An 18,249-nucleotide genomic window follows, 5' to 3' on the forward strand; every position below is an offset into this window, starting at 1 on the left:
GCGCGCCTCAGTCGTCGTCGCCGAGGACCGGCTCAGGCAGCGTGCCGGCGTTGTGCTCCAGGAGCCGCCAGCCGCGCACGCCCTCGCCGACGACGGACCAGCAGCAGTTGGACAGACCGCCGAGGCTCTCCCAGTGCCGGGACTCCAGCCCGAGCAGCCGGCCGATGGTCGTGCGGATCGTGCCTCCGTGGCTGACGACGACGAGCGTGCCGTCGTCCGGGAGCTTGTCGGCGTGCCGCAGCACCACGGGGGCCGCGCGGTCGGCGACCTCGGTCTCCAGCTCGCCCCCGCCGCGCCGCACCGGCTCACCGCGCTTCCACGCGGCGTACTGCTCGCCGTGGCGGGCGATGATCTCCTCGTGGGTCAGCCCCTGCCAGACGCCCGCGTAGGTCTCGCGCAGGCCCTCGTCGTGGGTGACTTCGAGGCCGGTGAGGACGGCCAGCTCGGCGGCCGTGGCCGCGGCGCGCTTGAGGTCCGAGGCGACGATGGCGTCGGGCTTCAGGGAGGCGAGCAGCCGGGCGGCGCGTCGGGCCTGCCCGATGCCCGTCTCGGTCAGCTCGACGTCCGTGGAGCCCTGGAAGCGGCGGTCCACGTTCCAGGAGGTCTGGCCGTGCCGCCACAGGATGACGCGACGGCCCCTTCCCGGCTTCGCCTCGGTCGCGCCGGCCGCCCCGCGGGCCTCGGCGGTCACCGCAGCTCCTCCATGCCGGCGGAGTCCTCCTCGGCCTGGAACTTGGCGTGCTCGGCCGCCTTGCCGCGGGTCGCCTTGGCCTCTTCGGGCAGGTCGAGCTCCGGGCAGTCCTTCCACAGCCGCTCCAGGGCGTAGAAGACGCGCTCCTCGCTGTGCTGGACGTGCACGACGATGTCGACGTAGTCGAGGAGCACCCAGCGCGCCTCGCGGTCGCCCTCGCGGCGTACCGGCTTGGCGCCGAGCTCCTTGTTCAGGCGCTCCTCGATCTCGTCGACGATCGACTTGACCTGACGGTCGTTGGGCGCGGACGCCAGCAGGAAGGCGTCGGTGATGGAGAGCACATCGCTGACGTCGTAGGCGATGATGTCGTGCGCGAGCTTGTCTGCGGCCGCCTGTGCGGCGGTGTTGATGAGCTCGATGGAGCGGTCCGTGGCGGTCACTACGCGGCTTTCCGTCGGCGGTCGGTTACGACTCAAGGGTCTCACGGACCGCCGAGGACACCCCACGCGTTTCTCCGGCCACGCCCCGGGAGCGACCCCCGGGGCGTGATGCCGGTCACCCGCGGGTCACCCGGTCGGGCTGCTGGTGATCTTGTAGTCCTGGCCGAGGACGACGGACACGTCCGCGTTGCCGTTGGTCTTGCCCTTCTTCACCGTGCTGGTGGGCAGTCCCAGGGTCTTGGCGACCTCGACCGCGTCCTCCTTCTTGGCCGCGTCACCGTAGGTGACCGAGGACACGCCGCGGGCGGCGGAGGTGCCGGAGTCCAGGAACGTGTAGCCGCCGTTGACCAGGGCGATCCGGGCCTGGCCGGTGGCCGCCTTGCGGCCGGTGGCGTTCTCGATGCCGACGCGGACCGCGGAGCCCGCCTCGGGGCTCTTCGCCGTACCGCCCAGGACGTCCTTGACCACGCTGTCGGAGGTGCTCGCGGTCAGTGTGCCGTCCTGCTGGACGGGCAGCAGCGCGGTCTTGTAGTCGCCGCCCTTGGCGAGGTCGGCGAGCTTGGCGAGGAAGGCGCCGAGGTCCTGGTCGGTCAGGGACGGGTCGAGGATCTGGGCGAGGGTCTGCACGGTGGTGGTCGCGGCCTGCTTGTCCGAGGACAGCTTGCGCATCACGCCCTGCATGACCTGGCCGAACCGCTGGAGCTGGGCGTTCTGGGCCTCGCCCGGGGCCAGGTAGGTGGCGTAGGCGACGGCCGTCTTGCCGGTGAGGGTCTGGTCCGTGCCCTTCTTGACGAGCGGGGCCTCGCCCTTCTTCTTGGCGTCCGGGTCCGGCACGTCGACGTCGGTGGTGACCTCGATGTTGCCGACGAGTTCGACGAGGTTGTTCAGGTAGGGGGTGTCGAGCCGCCAGGTGCCCTGGATGCTGGTGCCGAGCACGGTGTCGAGGGCGTCGCGCGTCCCGGAGGAGCCGTCCGAGTCGACGGACTTGGCGAGCGTGGTCGTCGAGCCGTCGTCGTCGGTCAGGGCGAGGGAGTTGGGCAGCAGGACGGTGGTGCCCTGCCTGGTGGTGGTGTTGTCGACGAGCAGGGCCGTGGAGGTGCCGCCGCCCTTGGTGTTGTGCAGGTGGACGACGATCACGTCGCGCTTCTGCGCGGCGACGGGCGTCGTGACCCCGGGCTTGGCGTCCGAGGCGGTGCCGGGCAGCTTGCCCGCGTACCAGAGGTAGCCCGCGCCACCGGCCACGGCCAGCGCCACGACGACGACCAGGGCGACGATCCTGCTGCGGGCGCGGCGCTTGGCCTCCTCGCGGCGCTCGGTGCGGTTCTCGGTGAACTTCAGCCAGTCGATGACGTCCTCGGACTCGGTCTCCTGGTCCTCGACGAAGGCGAACTGCTCGGTGCGGTAGTCCCGGTCGGTCCCGGGGGCGTCGTCGTTCGCGGGCCCGGCCTGCTGCGGGATGCGGGCGGTCTGCTCGGCGACCCGGGGCTGCCGGCCGGTGCTCGCGGCGCCGGCCGTGTCGGCGCTCCGGCCGTAGCCGTCGTACGGCGCCTGGGTGGTACCGCTCCCGCCGGTCCGGGGCGTCTGGGTGCCGAACGGGTCGAAGGAGTCGTACGAGGCGGCGGCCGGCTGCTGACCGGTGTCGTAGGGCGACACGGGCTCCTGCCTGCCGGTGTCGTAGGGCGACACCGTTTGCTGCTGGCCCGTGTCGTAGGGCGACACAGGCTGCTGATGGCCCGTGTCGTAGGGCTGGACGGGTTCCTGACGGCCCGTCGCGTAGGGGTCGTAGCCGTAGCCCTGCTGCTGCCGGGCGTCGTAGCCGTCGTACCCCTGGGCGGGCTGCTGCGGGACCTGCCGGTACACAGGCTGCCCGTACTCGTCGTAGCCGACGAGCTCGTACGGCTGGTCGCCGCCCGCGTATCCGTCGTATCGGTCGTTCACCGGGTGCCCCTCTCGGCTCACTGGCCGCGGTACAGCTCACGCTTGTCGATGTAGCGCACCACACCGTCCGGCACCAGGTACCAGACGGGGTCGCCCTTGGCGACTCTCGCACGGCAGTCTGTGGACGAGATGGCGAGCGCGGGAACCTCGACCAGCGAGACACCGCCCTCCGGGAGTCCCGGGTCGGTCAGGGTGTGACCGGGCCGGGTGACCCCGATGAAGTGCGCGAGGGAGAACAGTTCTTCCGTGTAGCGCCAGGTGAGGATCTGGCCGAGCGCGTCCGCCCCGGTGATGAAGAAGAGATCGGCGTCGGGGTTGAGCGCGCGCAGGTCGCGCAGGGTGTCCGTCGTGTAGGTCGGACCGCCGCGGTCGATGTCGATCCGGCTGACCGAGAACTGGGGGTTCTCGGCGGTCGCGATGACCGTCATCAGATAGCGGTCCTCGGCCGGGGTGACCGCGCGGTCGGTCTTCTGCCACGGCTGCCCGGTCGGGACGAACACCACCTCGTCGAGGTGGAACTGCGCGGCGACCTCACTGGCGGCGACCAGGTGTCCGTGGTGGATCGGGTCGAAGGTGCCGCCCATGACGCCGAGCCGGCGCTTGCCCGGGTTGGAGGGGCCGTTGCGGGGGCCGGTCACGGGACTCTTCGCCGCACCGCCGGCCGCCGCGCCCGCGCCGCCCGAGGCGTCGCCGACGGCGCCGCTCTCCGTGTCACTCGCCGGACCGGTAGGCATGTCCTGCTCTCCCATGCGTGCAGACCCTACCGGCCCGGTCGACGGGCTCCGGCCGACAGGGGCCCCGAGCGGGCCCTCGGGGCTCAGCGGTCGCGGTTGAAGCGCGTGGTGATCCACAGCAGCAGAAGCAGGATGAACAGGGCCCCGCCGCCGGTCAGGTACGGGCTGAGGCTCTCGTGGTTGCCCCCGTTCTCGCCCTCGGCGACGACGGTGACCATCTGTGCGGCGGTGTGCTGGAAGCTCATCTCGGCAGGACCTATCCAGTGTGTGCGGGATAAAGATGTCGGCCCATCGTATGCGGGCGCCCACGGAGCGAACACGCCGACTCCGCCGTTGGGGACGGCGCTCCGGCCGTCGGACGCGAACCGGTCGTCAGTCGTCGCGCTTGTAGCCGCGCAGCAGGAACCAGGCCGTGAAGACCACGCCGATGACCATGACGACCAGCACGACGCGGAGCAGATTGCCCGGACCCTGCTTGTCTGCCGCCGCGGCGGCTTCCGTGAGCCACGTGGCTGCGGGGATGTGCTCCATGTCGTACGACTCCTTCTCTGTACTGCCCGTCAACGGTATCTCCGCCTAGGCTGGGCTCTGCCTTGGGGGCACAGAGGGCACTCAGACGCACATGGGGGAACACATGTCCGACGGCGACCACGAGCGGAACGGGCACGAGAACGTGCCGAGCAGGCAGCGCAGGCGCTTCGAGGGGATCTCGTCCCGGGCCTACGAGCACCCGGCGGACCGCTCGGCCCTGGTGGCCCTGCGCAAGCTCAGCGGTTTCGACACGGTCTTCAAGGCACTGAGCGGTCTGCTGCCCGAGCGCAGCCTGCGACTGCTCTTCCTGTCCGACTCGGTGCGCGTCTCGGACGCCCAGTTCGCGCACCTCAACGACATGCTGCGGGACGCCTGTTACATCCTGGACCTGGAGAAGGTCCCGCCGATGTACGTGAACCAGGACCCGCAGCCGAACGCGATGTGCATCGGTCTGGACGATCCGATCATCGTGGTGACGACCGGGCTGGTCGAGCTCCTCGACGAGGAGGAGATGCGGTCGGTCATCGGCCACGAGGTCGGCCACGCGTTGTCCGGTCACGCCGTGTACCGCACGATCCTGCTCTTCCTGACCAACCTCGCGGTCCGGGTCGCCTGGATCCCGCTGGGGAACCTCGCGATCATGGCGATCGTGACCGCGCTGCGCGAGTGGTTCCGCAAGTCGGAGCTGTCCGCGGACCGGGCCGGGCTGCTGGTCGGCCAGGACCTGCGGGCCTCGATGCGCGGCCTGATGAAGATCGCGGGCGGCAACCACCTGCACGAGATGAACGTGGACGCGTTCCTGGAGCAGGCCGAGGAGTACGAGTCGGCGGGCGACCTGCGCGACTCCGTGCTCAAGATCCTGAACGTGCTGCCCCGCACGCACCCCTTCACCGCGGTCCGCGCGGCCGAGCTGAAGAAGTGGGCGGAGTCCCGCGACCACCAGCGGATCATGGACGGCCACTACCCGCGGCGCGACGCGGACAAGGACACCTCGGTGTCGGACTCCTTCCGTCAGTCCGCGGCCAGCTACGCCAGCGACGTGAAGAACTCCAAGGACCCGCTGATGAAGCTCGTCAGCGACATCGCGGGCGGCGCGGGCGACCTCGGGGGCCGGGTGCGGCGCGGCTTCGGGGGCTTCGCGGGCGGCACGCCCAAGGACGGCACGGCCGACGGGGACGCCGGGGCCACCGGGGACACCGGGGCCGGACAGGCGCCGCGTGAGGACCGCCCCGAGGGCGAGGACACCGACAACCGGGACTGACCGCCCACCGGGTCACACCGACCGCTTCCGGACAGCCGGGCTCTCCACACGAGTGCCCGGCTGTCCGGCTGTCCGGCTGTCCGGCTGTCCGGCTGTCCGGCTGTCCGGCTGTCCGGCTGTCCGGCTGTCCGGCCAGGGTCCCGCTACAGCCTCGGCTGCGCGCTCCTGGCCAGCGAACCGCAGACGGCGGTGGCGCTGCCGGTGGCGTACGGGTCGGTGCCGGCCGGGCCGCCCGCCTTGGCCGTCTCCCCCGCGAGCAGCGGCCGCAGCCGGCTCACCGAGTCGTCGGAGCAGGACAGCGGGCCGGCCTGGACGTAGGACACCGTCAGTTCGGCCTGGTGCATCCGCAGGTCGTCCCGGTCGAAGCGGAAGGTCAGCTCGCGCCGGACGGTGAACAGGGAGGCCTGGGCCCGGGCGCTCGCGCCGGCCGGCTTCAGCGCGTAGACGAAGGTGTGGTCGGCGAGGACCTCGAGGGTGTTCGCGTCGGTCTCGGCCGCCTGGAGGGTGCCCTGGACCCGGATCCCCTTGTCGGCGAGCTGCGTCCGGGTCGCGTCGAAGCGGATCAGCCAGCCGGTCGGGGCGTGCCGGCCGTCGGCGGCCGGGTGCTCGAAGCTCTGGTCGAACTGGTCGAGCTGCCGCGGGTCGAGCAGGATCCGTACGGGCCGGGTGGCGCCCCCGGTCAGGACGCTCGGGTCGAGGGACGACTCGACGAGGTAGTCCTTGGCGGTGGTCAGGGCGGTGACGACCTGGCTGTCGGAGAAGTGAGCGGTGCGCCGGACGGCGGGCATGGTGATCCCGTCGGCTCCGGTACGGAACTGGGCCGCGGGGCTGCCGCCGTACAGCGCGTCGGTGCTGGCCGAGCCGGGGACCGCGGTCCCCGGGGCGAGCGGGACCACCGTCATGCGCAGGGGTTCGGCCGACCGGGTGGCGGGGGTCGTCGGGTACGGGTGGCGTACGCCCATGTAGATCGCGGTGCCGAAGGCCATGGCTATGAGCAGGACGAGGATCAGTGCCTGCCGGGACAGCCCGCGCTGCAGGGGCGGGCGGCGGCGTACGGCCGGGCTGTGGTCGGCCATGCGTTCCTGGGCGGAGAACTCCTGGAGGCGGGCAGCGCGGACGAACGACTCGTCGAAGACGACGGATCGGTACTCGTCCTCGCCACCGGCGGGAGCACCCTCGGGTGTCCCCTCAGGTGGGTCTCCAGGCCCGCCCATACCTTCAGAGTAGGTCTCCCGGGGCTCCGGTAAACGCTGTGGTGCGCGACAAGTTCTGACAGGTTCCCACCAGGCCGATCACGTTGTGTGACGGAGGTCGGCGCTTCGGCGGGCGGACCCGTGTCAGGGGGTCCGCGGCACCGCGGACACCGCCGGCCGGGGCGGGCCGACGGAGGTGGCGGGGCCCGGTCCCGTGACCTTCTCCCGGCTCTGTTCGAGGCCGGAGGAGGCGGGTGAGGGGACCTGGTCCCGGCTGCCGGAGGAAGCGCCTCGGTAGACGGCCGTGAAGGCGAGGGCGACCATGCCGATGCCCATGACGAGGGCGAGGAGCCAGGCCACCGGGCGGTGCCAGCGGGTCTGCTTGCCGTAGGACCGGCCGTACAGCCCGGGGAAGCCGTGGCGGCCCTCCAGGACCTCGGAGTCGTCCGGGTCGTCCAGGTCGGGATCGTGCGCGAAGTCGCCGTGGTCGTCGGGGCCGAAGCCGTCGTCGTAGCGCTCGTCGTCGCCTCGTGCGCCGCGGGTGCGCGCCCGGCGCGCCTCGGCCTCGGAGGCCTCGGCACGGGCCTGGGCGGCCGCGAGCAGCCGCTCCACGGCGGTCGGTTCGTGGAACGCCGCCGCCCGTACGAAGTCCTCGTCGAAGACCACGGAGGCGAACTCTTCGTCCGCACCCCCGCGGTCGTGGTCGTCGTCGGGCTCCCAGCCGTCAGGGAACGGCGTGCCCCCCACGTCCTCCGGCACGGATCCAGAGTAGACCTGAGGGGTCAATTTGGGCAGACGGTACGGAAATTCGTCCGCCGGAGGGACAGCGCCTCAGTGGACCGCGGGCCGTGAACCGTCCGGCGCGCGCCCCGCCGCCCGGCGCCACGCCGCCCGCGCGCCCCCTTCGTTCGTCTCAGCGGCGGATGTGGCCGTCGCCCGTGACGATGTACTTGGTGCTCGTCAGCTCCGGCAGTCCCATCGGCCCGCGCGCGTGGAGCTTCTGCGTGGAGATGCCGATCTCGGCACCGAAGCCGAACTGGCCGCCGTCGGTGAAGCGGGTCGAGGCGTTCACGGCGACCGTCGTGGAGTCGACGAGCTGGGTGAAGCGGCGGGCGGCCTGCTGCGAGGTGGTGACGATGGCCTCGGTGTGGCCGGAACTCCACAGCCGGATGTGCGACACGGCCTTGTCGAGCGAGTCGACGACGGCCGCCGCGATGTCGTAGGAGAGGTACTCGGTGTCCCAGTCCTCCGCCGTGGCCTCCACGACGGTGGCCTTGGAGTCCTCGGCGAAGGCGAGGACGCGCTCGTCGGCGTGCACGGTGACCCCGGCGTCCGCGAGGGCGTCCAGGGCGCGCGGCAGGAAGTCGGCGGCGATGTCCTGGTGGACCAGGAGGGTCTCGGCGGCGTTGCAGACGCTGGGCCGCTGGGCCTTGGAGTTGATCAGGATGTCGACGGCCATGTCGAGGTCGGCCTGCGCGTCCACGTAGACGTGGCAGTTCCCGGTGCCGGTCTCGATGACCGGGACGGTGGACTCCTGGACGACCGTACGGATCAGGGAGGCGCCGCCGCGCGGGATGAGGACGTCGACCAGGCCGCGGGCGCGCATCAGCTCGCGGACCGACTCGCGGCCCTCTCCGGGGACGAGCTGGATCGCGTCGGCGGGCAGTCCGGCGCCGCCCACGGCGTCGCGCAGGACCCGTACGAGGGCCGTGTTCGACTCGTAGGCGGAGGACGAGCCGCGCAGCAGGACCGCGTTGCCGGACTTCAGGCACAGGGCGGCCGCGTCGACGGTCACGTTCGGGCGGGCCTCGTAGATGATGCCGACCACACCGAGGGGGACGCGGACCTGGCGCAGGTCGATGCCGTTCGGGAGGGTCGAGCCGCGGACGACCTCGCCCACCGGGTCGGGCAGCGCCACGACGTCGCGGACGTCGGAGGCGATCGCGCGCACCCGCTCGGGGGTCAGCGTGAGCCGGTCGATGATGCTCTCGCTGGTCCCGGCCTCGCGGGCCTTGGCGATGTCCTTGGCGTTGGCGGCGACGATCTCGCTCGTACGGACTTCCAGCGCGTCCGCGATCGCGAGCAGCGCGTCGTCCTTCTCGGCCCGCGGCAGCGGCGCCAGGTCGGCGGCGGCGGACTTCGCGCGATAGGCGGCCTGGGCCACCGGGGACATGGAGTCGTACGGCGAGAGCGTGGTCATGGAGGAAGGGTAGTGCGCCCGGTGGGCCGGTCCGGCGGTCGTCCCACTCGGCGAGACGGCCTCAAAAGGGATGAACCCCGACAGGGGTCGCGGGCAGCGGTCCGTATCCCTCGGCGATCCGCTGGTGGTAGGTCTCGCGGTCGATGACCTCCAGGCCGACGATCTCCCAGGGCGGGAGTTTGGCGGTCTGGCGGTGCTCGCCCCACAGGCGCAGCGCGACGGCCGCCGCGTCGTGCAGGTCGCGGGCCTCCTCCCAGTAGCGGATCTCCGCGTGGTCGCCCGCGTACCGGCTGGTCAGGAGGAAGGGGTGGTCGTGGGCGAGCTGTTCCAGACCGCGCCGCACCTCGCCCAGCGGGGCCTCGCCGCCCGACACGCTCAGCGTGACGTGCCAGAGCCGGGGCTGGTCGGCGGGCTGCTCGCCGCCGTAGGTGTCGCCGGCGGCGACGCTGGTCAGGGCCCGCTCCTCGCCCACCGCGCGGGAGGCGGGACCACCGCGGGACGCCGCCACCCCAGGGCGCACTCGTCTCACGAACGGCCTCCTTCACCCGATGGTCGTACCGAATCCCGGACTCTCCCTGCCACAAAGTTGAGCAGGTGAGAAGCCGCCGTGTGGCGGTTTTACGGAACGTCCACCGCTGGGGGCGGGGGATTCGGCCATTTACGGATGTAGTGGACAGGCGTTCCGGCGGGGGCGCCTGGGACACCGGTACGGATGCCGGGCGGACGGGGCCGCCGTTGCATCCGCCGGCCGGGACGCGCGTCTCACGAGCGCCCGGTCTGGGCCTACGGGTTCAGCAGGACGAGGTCGTCGCGGTGCACGACCTCGCGCTCGTAGGCGGGGCCAAGCTCGCGCGCCAGCTCCCGGGTGGAGCGGCCGATGAGCTGGGGGATCTCCTTGGCGTCGAAGTTCACCAGCCCCCGGGCGACGGCCCGGCCCGTGCCGTCGCGCAGTTCGACCGGGTCGCCCGCGGTGAACTCGCCCTCGACGCCCGCGATGCCCGCGGGCAGCAGCGAGGTGCGCCGCTCGACGACCGCGCGGACGGCGCCGTCGTCCAGGACGAGCGCGCCCTGCGGCGTGGAGGCGTGCTGGAGCCACAGCAGCCGGTCGGCCGACCGCTTGCCGGTGGCGTGGAAGAAGGTGCCGGTGTCCCGGCCCGCGAAGGCGTCGGCCGCGTGGACGGCGCTGGTGAGCACCACCGGGATGCCGGCCGCGGCGGCGATCCTGGCGGCCTCGACCTTGGTGACCATGCCGCCGGTGCCGACGCCCGCCTTGCCGGCGCTGCCGATCTCGACGTGGGCGAGGTCCCCGGGCTCGCGCACCTGGGCGATCCGCGAGGTGCCGGGCTTGCCGGGGTCCCCGTCGTAGACGCCGTCCACGTCGGAGAGCAGGATCAGGAGGTCGGCGCGTACGAGGTGGGCGACGAGGGCGGCGAGACGGTCGTTGTCGCCGAAGCGGATCTCGTCCGTGGCCACCGTGTCGTTCTCGTTGACAACCGGAAGGGCACCCATCGCGAGGAGCTTGTCCAGGGTGCGCGAGGCGTTGCGGTGGTGGGCGCGCCTGCTGGTGTCGTCGGAGGTGAGGAGCACCTGTCCGACGCGGATGCCGTAGCGGGCGAAGGACGCGGTGTAGCGGGCCATCAGAAGGCCCTGGCCGACACTGGCGGCCGCCTGCTGGCGGGCGAGGTCCTTGGGGCGGCGGCGCAGTCCGAGCGGCGCGAGGCCCGCGGCGATGGCGCCGGAGGAGACGAGGACGATCTCCTTCTCGCCGCCGTCCCGCGCCTTGGCGAGGACGTCCACGAGGGCGTCGACCCGGTCCGCGTCGAGGCCGCCGGAGGCGGTGGTGAGGGAGGAGGATCCCACCTTGACGATGATCCTGTGAGCCTGCGCCACAGCGTCCCTGTCGGCGTGCGTCTCGGTCTGCCTTGCCGCTGCCACCTGCGGTGTGTCCCCTCGCGTCGGTCCCGGTGCCCCGCCCCGCAATCTACGCGAAGAGGGTGCCCTCCGGCCCGTCGGTCCAGCAGGCGGACGGCGCCGCGTAGTTGCGTGATCACCAGCCGCGCATGCACGAAAGGTTGTACGGGTTCCTCATGGTAATTAAAGGCAACGCAAAGTTAAGTTGAACGCCGTGCCATCTACCGTTCCCCCCGTGAAGCGCATACTCCTGAGATCGGGCAAGAGCCCCTACGACGTCGTCCCCGTGGAACAGGCTCTCCATCAGGACGTGTTCGCCACCAACTCGGGCAACCTCATCTTCAGCGACGCCACGCACAAGATCCTCGAGACCCCACGTACCGAGGTCGTGTCCAACGGCATCCGCACCGACGTGGCCGCCGCGGGCCGCATCAACGACGAGTTCGACGCGTTCGTCGTCCCGCTGGCCAACGCGTTCCGGCCCTCCTTCGAGTCACAGCTCAGACGACTGACGCGCCTCATCGGCAAGTTGAGGATCCCGGTGATCGTCCCGGGCATCGGCGCGCAGACCGGGCTGAGTTACAACCCGGCGCGGCTCAAGCCGATCGAGCCCGCCGTGCGGGAGTTCGTCTCCGCGGTGCTGGAGCGCAGCGCCTCCATCGGGGTGCGCGGCGAGTTCACCGAGAAGTACCTGCGGGACATGGGCTTCAAGGACGTCGAGGTCATCGGCTGCCCGTCCCTGTTCATGTACGGCGAGCGGCTCGACGTGCGCAAGCGCGCCGACGCGCTCGGGCCCGAGTCCCGGATCGCGGTCAACGGTTCGCACAGCGCGATGCGCACACAGGGCCTCGACCCGATCGTCCGCAGGGCCCACGCCCGCTATCCGCATCTGCGGTTCATCGGCCAGAACCTCAGCGACGCACGGCAGTTGCACTGGCGCGACCTGTCGGACCCGAACGGCGCCGTGACCGCGATGCCCACGCATCCGGACCACCCGATGTTCCGCGAGGACAAGGTCCGCGTCTACATCGATCCCGTCACCTGGATCGACGATCTGCGTGACTTCGACTTCTCGTTCGGCTCCCGCATCCACGGGAACATCGCCGCGCTGCTCGCCGGCACGCCCGCGACGGTGCTGTGCGGCGACTCCCGCACGCTGGAGCTGTGCCGCTACTTCGAGATCCCGCACCGGCCGATCGGCAAGCCGGCCGCGGGCCTCGATCCGGCCGAGCTGTACGCGGAGGCCGACTTCGGCCCGTTCACGCGCGGGCACCGGGAACGCTTCGAGCGTTTCACCGGGTTCCTCACCCGCAACGGCCTGGAGAACACCTTCACGCACGGCGACGGCGGCGCGGCCCACGAGGAGCGCATCCGCTCCCTGGCCTTCCCGCCCGGTATCCGGCCCTGGAACGACGCCGACATCGCCTCGCTCACCACGCGCTTGGGCTTCCTCCAGAGCCGGATCACCGAACTGTCCACGGAGAACGTCCAGTTGAAGCGAGAGCTGGGCCGCAAGCCCAGGGTGGTGAAGCTCACCCAGGGGCCGGTGGGGACGTCCGGACGCTCGGTCTACCGGCTGGCGCGGCGTGCGGTGGGCCGACCCCTGCGCAAAGCGCTTCAGGCGGGCCGCCAGTAGCGCGGCCGAGCCGTCACCGGCAGCCTGGCCGGACGGTCGGCGCGGGACGGGCACTCCCTGGGGGCGGTTTCCCACGCCCCCGGAAGCCGCCTCATGACGGCTCCCGGCGCGGTTCCCGACCGCTCTTGGCGGCGGTTTCCTGACGGACGCCGCCAGGAGCCCCCCGGGGCGCTTGTCAGCGCCGGGGGCCGAGGATCCGCCGGGCCAGTCGGCGCAGGCGCCGGAGCGGCACGGGACGGGGCTTGAAGCCCTCGATGGTGACCGTCTCGCGGGTGGTCGGGACGTAGTAGCTGTCCGGGAGGCCCGCGGCGGCGTCGCGGAAGTGCGGGTAGGCGAGGTAGACCTTGCGGCCGCGCGACTCCAGCACTATCCCCGGGGCCTTCTTCGACTTGACGAACTCCACCACGTCCAGGAGGAGATCACCCCGGCCGCGGGCCACCAGGTGCAGCCGCAGCCGCTCGTGGACCTTGAGGCGGCGGGCGACGCCCTCGTGCCAGTAGGCGTCCATCAGCGGCTTGGCCAGTTCGAGCTTGTGGCCGCGCACCTTCTCGCTCTGCTTCAGTAATCCCGGGCCGAACTGCGGGAGCAGGGTGATCAGGAACGGCCGGACCATCAGATCGTCGCGGCGCGGCCCGGCCGGCACGTGCTCCGCGATGAGGTTCATCAGGGCGCGGGCGGAGTCGAAGCGCAGGCTGTAACCGCCGCTCTTGGTCACGTGCTTGCCGTCGTCGCGGCCGACCAGGTGGTAGCAGTCGTAGTCGGCGATCACGGAGATGCCGTCGGCGCGGAGGTAGGCCTCCATCGTGAACAGCGCGTCCTCGCCGGTCTTCAGGGACTCGTCGAAGACCATCCCGTGCCGGGTGAGCAGGTCGCGGCGGAAGAGCTTCTGCGCGCTGAGGGTGAACTTGACGTTCGAGGAGAAGACGTCGGTACGGGGCAGGGTCTTGCCCCACATCGACTTCGGGGCCGATCTGTTGACCCCGACGATCTTGCCCAGCACGACGTCCGTGCCCTGGGCGTCGGCCATGGAGACCATGCGTTCCAGGGCCTCCGGGCCGAAGTAGTCGTCGGCGTCGAGGAAGAAGACGTAGCGCCCCCGCGCCTTGCCGAGACCGACGTTGCGCGGGCCGCTGGGGCCGCCCGAGTTGGCCTGCCGGATCACGGTCACGGACAGGGCCGAACGCTCGGCGAACCGTTCCAGGTACTCCCCCGTGCCGTCCGTGGATCCGTCGTCGACGGCCACGATCTCGATGCGCTCCGGGCCGAGCGTCTGCTCCTCCACGGATTCCAGGCATTTGACCAGGTACGGCATTGCTTCGTACGCCCCGATGACGATGGTCACGTCGGGTTGCGTCACGTTTCCCCCTTGTTTCAGGAAATGCCGCAAGCACATTTCCCTCTTATCACCTCAATCGCTACCTAGAAGACGACTGGAAGTACGGTCCGGTTGCCCGGAACGACTCATTTCGTGACCCAGGTCACAGGAAACGGCGGGTGGCTGGACCATGAAGGCTGGCGGAACGACGTAAGAGGAGCGGTGAAAGACGTAAGAAACGGGCATGGCCCCGGGGAGAAACTCCCCGGGGCCATGCCCGTCGCGTGTGTCGCGGACCGGATCAGCCGGTGACAGCGGCTCCGTCCGTCTCGTCGGCCACCCGCTGGGCGGGGACCACGTCGGCGAGGTCGACGTCCACGACATCGGCCGCCGTCACGCTCTGCTGGCCGAGGTTGCGCCGCTCGGCCTCGAGCGCCAGCGCCCGCACCGCGGCGTTGAACTGGTCGATGGAGGCCGGCTCGTCCGGGCCGAGCAGGTAGCGCTTGAGCTCCTTGCGGTCCTCGGCCTGCGCGTCCGCGGCCGGGTCGGCCACGGCCGCGAGCAGCTCGTCCAGTCCGGCAGCCGAGTTGGTCAGGATCACGGCGGCCCGTACCGCGGTGTTCTGGCGCTTGAACTCCTCGACGCCGAGCTCCGCGGAGTCGGTGACGGCGTACGGCTTGCCGCTCGCGATGAAGTCGGAGACGACACTGGAGATGTCCGAGACCATCGCGTCGGAGACGTTGAAGCAGTCGTACAGGCGCGGCTCGGCGCCCGTGATGACGCGGTGCTCGGCGGAGCCGAAGGAACGCCAGTAGGCGTCGTTCCACTCGGCCCGCAGCCGGGCGATCTCGGCGTGCCGGGCCGCGTCGACCATGCCGTCGCGGGTGGCCTCGGCCTCGTCGCCCTTCTCGCCGCCGGTGCCGGACAGCTCGGCGATGCGGGCCTCGATGCGGGTCAGGTCGGCCTTGGCCTGCGCCTGGGCGGCCGCGTCGACGGCGAAGCGGGCGTCGCCCGCGCGCTCCGCGCCGGCCTTCTCGACCAGGGCGGTGATCCGCTTGTGCGCGGCGCCGGCCTCGGCGCTGACGGTGCCCGTGAAGGGGTGCGGCTTGTACAGGACGCGGACCGGCGGGTCGGCCGTGACCAGCTTCCTCACGATGTTCTCACCGGCGAGCACGATCGAGGTGTTGCCGGGGTTGCCGTCCCAGCCTTCCCAGGTCGGCGCGTACAGGACCGTCGGGACACGGCCCTCGGGGACGCCCTGCCAGGTCTGGATCGGGGCGAGCTGCGGTCGGCCGACCTCGACGATGTCGTCGTCGCGGACGCCGACGTCGGCTATGGCGTAACGGTCGCGGCCCGCGCGGCCCGCGGTCCACACCTCGTCGTAGGCCTTGCTGAACGGGTTGACGCTGGCGAGCTTGTCGCTGTCGCCGTGGCCGATGAAGACGTGCTGGATGGTGGGCACGCGCAGCATGTGGATGTTCTTGCCGACGTTCGCCGCGTAGAGCGCGACGCGCACGGTCGACAGGTCCATGTTCATCAGGTGCACCCCTCCGGGCACGCAGATGACCGGCACCGTGGTGGGCGCCATGCGCTCCAGGATCGCCCGCTCGCGGAGGATGATCAGCGGCCGGCTGTCGAGCTGCTCCATCGTCTCCAGCCACATGTTGACCTGGTACGCGGAGTCCTTGGAACCCGAGAAGTAGAGCACCGTCTCCGGGCGGTAGTCGGCCAGCCAGCCGTCGACGGCCGCCAGGACCTTGTCGGCGTTCGGCGGGATCCTGCGACCGCGCACGAACGGGACCAGCGCCGCCACGTAACCGAAGGCCAGCAGCACGCTCACGGCGACGCCCGCGAAGCCGTACACGTTGTCGTCGGTCGCCCCGGTGACCAGGAGGCCGGCGACGGCCACGAGGTCGAGGTGGAGCATCTTCTCCGTGGACCGGTGCAGCAGTCCGCGCGGCGGCGCGTCCGGGATGCGCACGCGCGCGCTCAGGTCGACGTTGCGCGTGGCGACGGGCATCTTGCGGCGCAGCCGTATCAGCGTGATCAGCGCGCCGTGCGGTGCCTGGAAGCCGTAGAAGGCCAGGAAGCACGCGATGGCCGCGTAGAACACCATGCTGTTCGACAGGTCGAGCCGCGCCAGGAGCAGGACGAGCAGCAACTGCCGGATCAGGAACCGGATGGACAGACCGGCTCGCACCTTGCTGAGGCGGTTGACCAGATAGCTGCCGCGCCGGTGCAGATAGTGGTCCGCCAGATACGTCACGGCGGCCGCGGCCGCGAAGGCGCCGACGCTCGGCAGGAGCGCGGCGAGCATCAGAGCGGGGAAGCCCAGCATCATGAGGGCCGCCGCCGCCAGCTCGGCCGCGCTGCCCACCCGGGCAACGCGAATAGCGGTGGAAATCACGGAGAAACCTGCTCTTGAGGGGTGAGTGCCGGTTTTGATACCAAAATTACTTTTGATACCGAAAAGGAACCAAAAAGCGAAAAGAGAACTCTACGGACTCAGGCCCTTGTGAATGCGCGGCAAACACGCGGACACAAAGGCCTGAATTCCGAAAGACTATTCGTTTTTGATTATGCCACGCCGTCCTGGCGGTCCAGGACCGCGGCCAGGGCCGCCTCGAAGCCGGAGGCGCGGCCCGCGCCCGCCGTCGGGTCCTGCTGGCGCACGTCGATGACGTGACCGGTGAGTTCGGAGAGCAGGACGTCCAGCGAGGTGTGCGCGACGGCCTCGGAGGAGAGCAGCGAACCCGCGGGCTCCTGGCCGAAGGCCTTCGTGCGCATGGGGGTCGCGGTGCGCTCGGGGTTGATGCAGTTGACGCGGATCCCGTCGCCGGCCCACTCGTCGGACAGCGCCTGGGTGAGGTTCACCATCGCGGCCTTGGTCGAGGAGTACAGGCTGTACTCGGCGCGGCCGCGGGTGTAGCTGCTGGAGGTGTAGAGCAGGAGCTGGCCCTTGCTCTCGGCCAGGTACTTGTACGAGGAGCGGGCTATCTGCACCGGCGCGAGGTAGTTGACCTTCAGCGCTTCCTCGATGGTCGCGTTGTCCGTCTCGGCCAGCTTGCCGATGCGCAGCACGCCCGCGGTGTTGATGACGTAGTCGATGCGCCCGGTCTCCGCGTAGGCCGTGGAGAGCGCGTCGTCGACCTCCTCGGGGTTCTCGACGTGCGTGCCGGTGGTGGAGCGGCCGAGCGCGTACGTCTTGGCGCCGTAGCCCGCGGCCAGCTCGGCTATGTCCTTGCCGATGCCGTACGAGCCGCCGAAGACGACGAGGGTCTTGCCGGTGAGCAGCTCACGGTAGGCGGCCTCGTCGGCCTGCTCCGGCGCGGTGGTCGAGGCGAGCTGGAAGAGCTTGTCGGCGATGAAGACGTCGACGGGCTGGGTGACCTTCATGTTGTACTCGTCGCCCGCGACGACGTGGATCGGCACGTCCGGCAGGTACTTGAGCACGACCGAGCAGTCGTCCGTGGCCTGGAAGTTGGGGTCACCGGCCGCGACCTGGTAGGCGCGGCGGATCGTGGACAGCTTGAACGCCTGGGGCGTCTGGCCGCGGCGCAGCCGGGAGCGGTCCGGGATCTCGGTGATGAACTCGCCGTCCTCGCCGTGGGTGCGGGTCACGATGATCGTGTCCGCGGACGGGATGGCGACGTCGACGGCCTGGTAGCGCTCCAGGGCCGTGACGCAGTCGTCTATGACGCGCTCGGACAGCAGCGGGCGCACGGCGTCGTGGAACAGGACGTTGGCGTCCTCGCCCTCGGCCAGGCCCTCGCCGAGTGCGGCGATGGCGCGCTCGGTCGTCTCGTTCCGCGTCGAACCGCCCTCGATGACGCGGGTCACCTTGGTGAAGCCCGCCTTCGCGACGATCTTCTCGACGTCCGGCACATAGCCCGGGGCCATGAGCACGATGATGTCGTCGATCGAGTCGGCCTGTTCGAAGGTGGTCAGCGTGTGCTCGATGACCGCCTTGCCGGCGATCTTCAGCAGTTGCTTCGGAATCGACAGACCCACGCGCTGACCGGTCCCGCCGGCCAGGATCACTGCGGTCGTACGGGGCTTGGCAATGTGCTCAGACACAGGTGACCTACCTTGGGGCGACAGGGAACCCGGGAATGGTCCCACCTACGGTTACTGCCATGCAAGGTGAGCGCCGTCTACTGCATATGTGCGCGCAACCGGCCATTCACCTTGCACACAGGCTACTTCGGGGACACCTGGTCGAATTGTCCGGATTTGCTGTGAGTAACTCCACACGTCCCACGCGGGATCCTCACGCTCTTCTCAGGCGCCTGAGCGCCCGGCGCCCCCGTACTCGGACGGCTTCCCCGAAAGCGTCCGCCGAACCGGGCGGATCCCGGCGGCGCGCTCCCGGGCACGAGGACGCCCCGGGACTCCGGTG

The 18,249-nt window shown here is 70.8% G+C and carries 16 protein-coding genes; 2 read left to right on the top strand and 14 right to left on the bottom strand.

What is annotated here, in order from left to right; all coding sequences use genetic code 11:
* Positions 1–7 precede the first annotated feature (7 nt).
* The 6 genes from ACZ4TO_RS12835 to ACZ4TO_RS12860 all read right to left on the bottom strand — a co-directional run bounded on the left by ACZ4TO_RS12835 (position 8) and on the right by ACZ4TO_RS12860 (position 4,367).
* Positions 8–691, bottom strand: coding sequence for a histidine phosphatase family protein (locus ACZ4TO_RS12835; RefSeq protein ID WP_382782437.1), 684 nt, complete (start codon positions 689–691; stop codon positions 8–10).
* The gene (gene rsfS / locus ACZ4TO_RS12840) at positions 688–1,131 is read right to left on the bottom strand and encodes a ribosome silencing factor (RefSeq protein ID WP_382782441.1); all 444 of its coding nucleotides are present in this window, start codon (positions 1,129–1,131) and stop codon (positions 688–690) included. Before rsfS ends, ACZ4TO_RS12835 begins: the two co-directional genes overlap by 4 nt.
* 126 nt (positions 1,132–1,257) lie before the next feature.
* A complete protein-coding gene (locus tag ACZ4TO_RS12845; RefSeq protein WP_468024158.1) occupies positions 1,258–3,069 on the bottom strand; it encodes an LCP family protein in 1,812 nt (603 codons plus the stop codon).
* A gap of 17 nt (positions 3,070–3,086) precedes the next feature.
* Complete coding sequence (gene nadD / locus ACZ4TO_RS12850) at positions 3,087–3,653, bottom strand: nicotinate-nucleotide adenylyltransferase (RefSeq protein ID WP_382782773.1); 567 nt, start codon at positions 3,651–3,653, stop codon at positions 3,087–3,089.
* Positions 3,654–3,886: 233 nt separating this feature from the next.
* Positions 3,887–4,048, bottom strand: a complete 162-nt coding sequence (locus tag ACZ4TO_RS12855; protein ID WP_355774590.1) for a hypothetical protein — start codon at positions 4,046–4,048, stop codon at positions 3,887–3,889.
* A 127-nt stretch (positions 4,049–4,175) separates the two neighbouring features.
* Entirely contained in the window at positions 4,176–4,367 is a 192-nt protein-coding gene (locus ACZ4TO_RS12860) for a hypothetical protein (RefSeq protein WP_382782791.1), read from the bottom strand.
* A gap of 70 nt (positions 4,368–4,437) precedes the next feature.
* On the opposite strand from ACZ4TO_RS12860, the gene ACZ4TO_RS12865 reads away from it, so the two are divergent.
* Positions 4,438–5,595, top strand: coding sequence for a M48 family metallopeptidase (locus ACZ4TO_RS12865; protein WP_468024159.1), 1,158 nt, complete (start codon positions 4,438–4,440; stop codon positions 5,593–5,595).
* A 143-nt stretch (positions 5,596–5,738) separates the two neighbouring features.
* Here ACZ4TO_RS12865 and ACZ4TO_RS12870 read toward each other — a convergent pair whose 3' ends face one another.
* From ACZ4TO_RS12870 to proB, 5 genes are all read right to left on the bottom strand, one after another.
* Entirely contained in the window at positions 5,739–6,809 is a 1,071-nt protein-coding gene (locus tag ACZ4TO_RS12870; protein WP_468024160.1) for an SCO2583 family membrane protein, read from the bottom strand.
* Positions 6,810–6,932: 123 nt separating this feature from the next.
* On the bottom strand, positions 6,933–7,547 hold the full coding sequence (locus ACZ4TO_RS12875) for an SCO2584 family spore wall biosynthesis protein (protein WP_382782453.1): 615 nt from the start codon (positions 7,545–7,547) through the stop codon (positions 6,933–6,935).
* A 154-nt stretch (positions 7,548–7,701) separates the two neighbouring features.
* Positions 7,702–8,988 (bottom strand): glutamate-5-semialdehyde dehydrogenase, encoded by a 1,287-nt coding sequence (locus ACZ4TO_RS12880; protein ID WP_382782456.1) that lies wholly within the window; start codon positions 8,986–8,988, stop codon positions 7,702–7,704.
* Positions 8,989–9,049: 61 nt separating this feature from the next.
* Positions 9,050–9,508 (bottom strand): hypothetical protein, encoded by a 459-nt coding sequence (locus ACZ4TO_RS12885; RefSeq protein WP_382782776.1) that lies wholly within the window; start codon positions 9,506–9,508, stop codon positions 9,050–9,052.
* A 263-nt stretch (positions 9,509–9,771) separates the two neighbouring features.
* Positions 9,772–10,878 (bottom strand): glutamate 5-kinase, encoded by a 1,107-nt coding sequence (proB, locus tag ACZ4TO_RS12890; protein WP_382782459.1) that lies wholly within the window; start codon positions 10,876–10,878, stop codon positions 9,772–9,774.
* A gap of 256 nt (positions 10,879–11,134) precedes the next feature.
* On the opposite strand from proB, the gene ACZ4TO_RS12895 reads away from it, so the two are divergent.
* Positions 11,135–12,535, top strand: coding sequence for a polysaccharide pyruvyl transferase family protein (locus ACZ4TO_RS12895; RefSeq protein WP_468024161.1), 1,401 nt, complete (start codon positions 11,135–11,137; stop codon positions 12,533–12,535).
* 175 nt (positions 12,536–12,710) lie between these two features.
* Here the strand turns inward: ACZ4TO_RS12895 and ACZ4TO_RS12900 are convergent, their stop codons facing one another.
* The 3 genes from ACZ4TO_RS12900 to ACZ4TO_RS12910 form a co-directional block, all read right to left on the bottom strand.
* Positions 12,711–13,928 (bottom strand): glycosyltransferase family 2 protein, encoded by a 1,218-nt coding sequence (locus ACZ4TO_RS12900; protein WP_382782465.1) that lies wholly within the window; start codon positions 13,926–13,928, stop codon positions 12,711–12,713.
* 223 nt (positions 13,929–14,151) lie between these two features.
* Entirely contained in the window at positions 14,152–16,227 is a 2,076-nt protein-coding gene (locus tag ACZ4TO_RS12905) for a hypothetical protein (protein ID WP_468024162.1), read from the bottom strand.
* Positions 16,228–16,427: 200 nt separating this feature from the next.
* On the bottom strand, positions 16,428–17,927 hold the full coding sequence (locus tag ACZ4TO_RS12910; protein ID WP_382782470.1) for a D-ribitol-5-phosphate cytidylyltransferase: 1,500 nt from the start codon (positions 17,925–17,927) through the stop codon (positions 16,428–16,430).
* Between the last annotated feature and the right edge of the window lie 322 nt (positions 17,928–18,249).

This window comes from Streptomyces sp. NPDC028298, from assembly GCF_055565895.1.

What these genes read in the sequence shown, in the direction of transcription:
- ACZ4TO_RS12855 (WP_355774590.1), bottom strand. Translation starts at nt 4,048, where the DNA reads ATGAGCTTCCAGCACACCGCCGCACAGATGGTCACCGTCGTCGCCGAG.
- ACZ4TO_RS12870 (WP_468024160.1), bottom strand. Translation starts at nt 6,809, where the DNA reads ATGGGCGGGCCTGGAGACCCACCTGAGGGGACACCCGAGGGTGCTCCC.
- ACZ4TO_RS12900 (WP_382782465.1), bottom strand. Translation starts at nt 13,928, where the DNA reads ATGTGCTTGCGGCATTTCCTGAAACAAGGGGGAAACGTGACGCAACCC.
- ACZ4TO_RS12865 (WP_468024159.1), top strand. Translation starts at nt 4,438, where the DNA reads ATGTCCGACGGCGACCACGAGCGGAACGGGCACGAGAACGTGCCGAGC.
- nadD (WP_382782773.1), bottom strand. Translation starts at nt 3,653, where the DNA reads ATGGGCGGCACCTTCGACCCGATCCACCACGGACACCTGGTCGCCGCC.
- ACZ4TO_RS12880 (WP_382782456.1), bottom strand. Translation starts at nt 8,988, where the DNA reads ATGACCACGCTCTCGCCGTACGACTCCATGTCCCCGGTGGCCCAGGCC.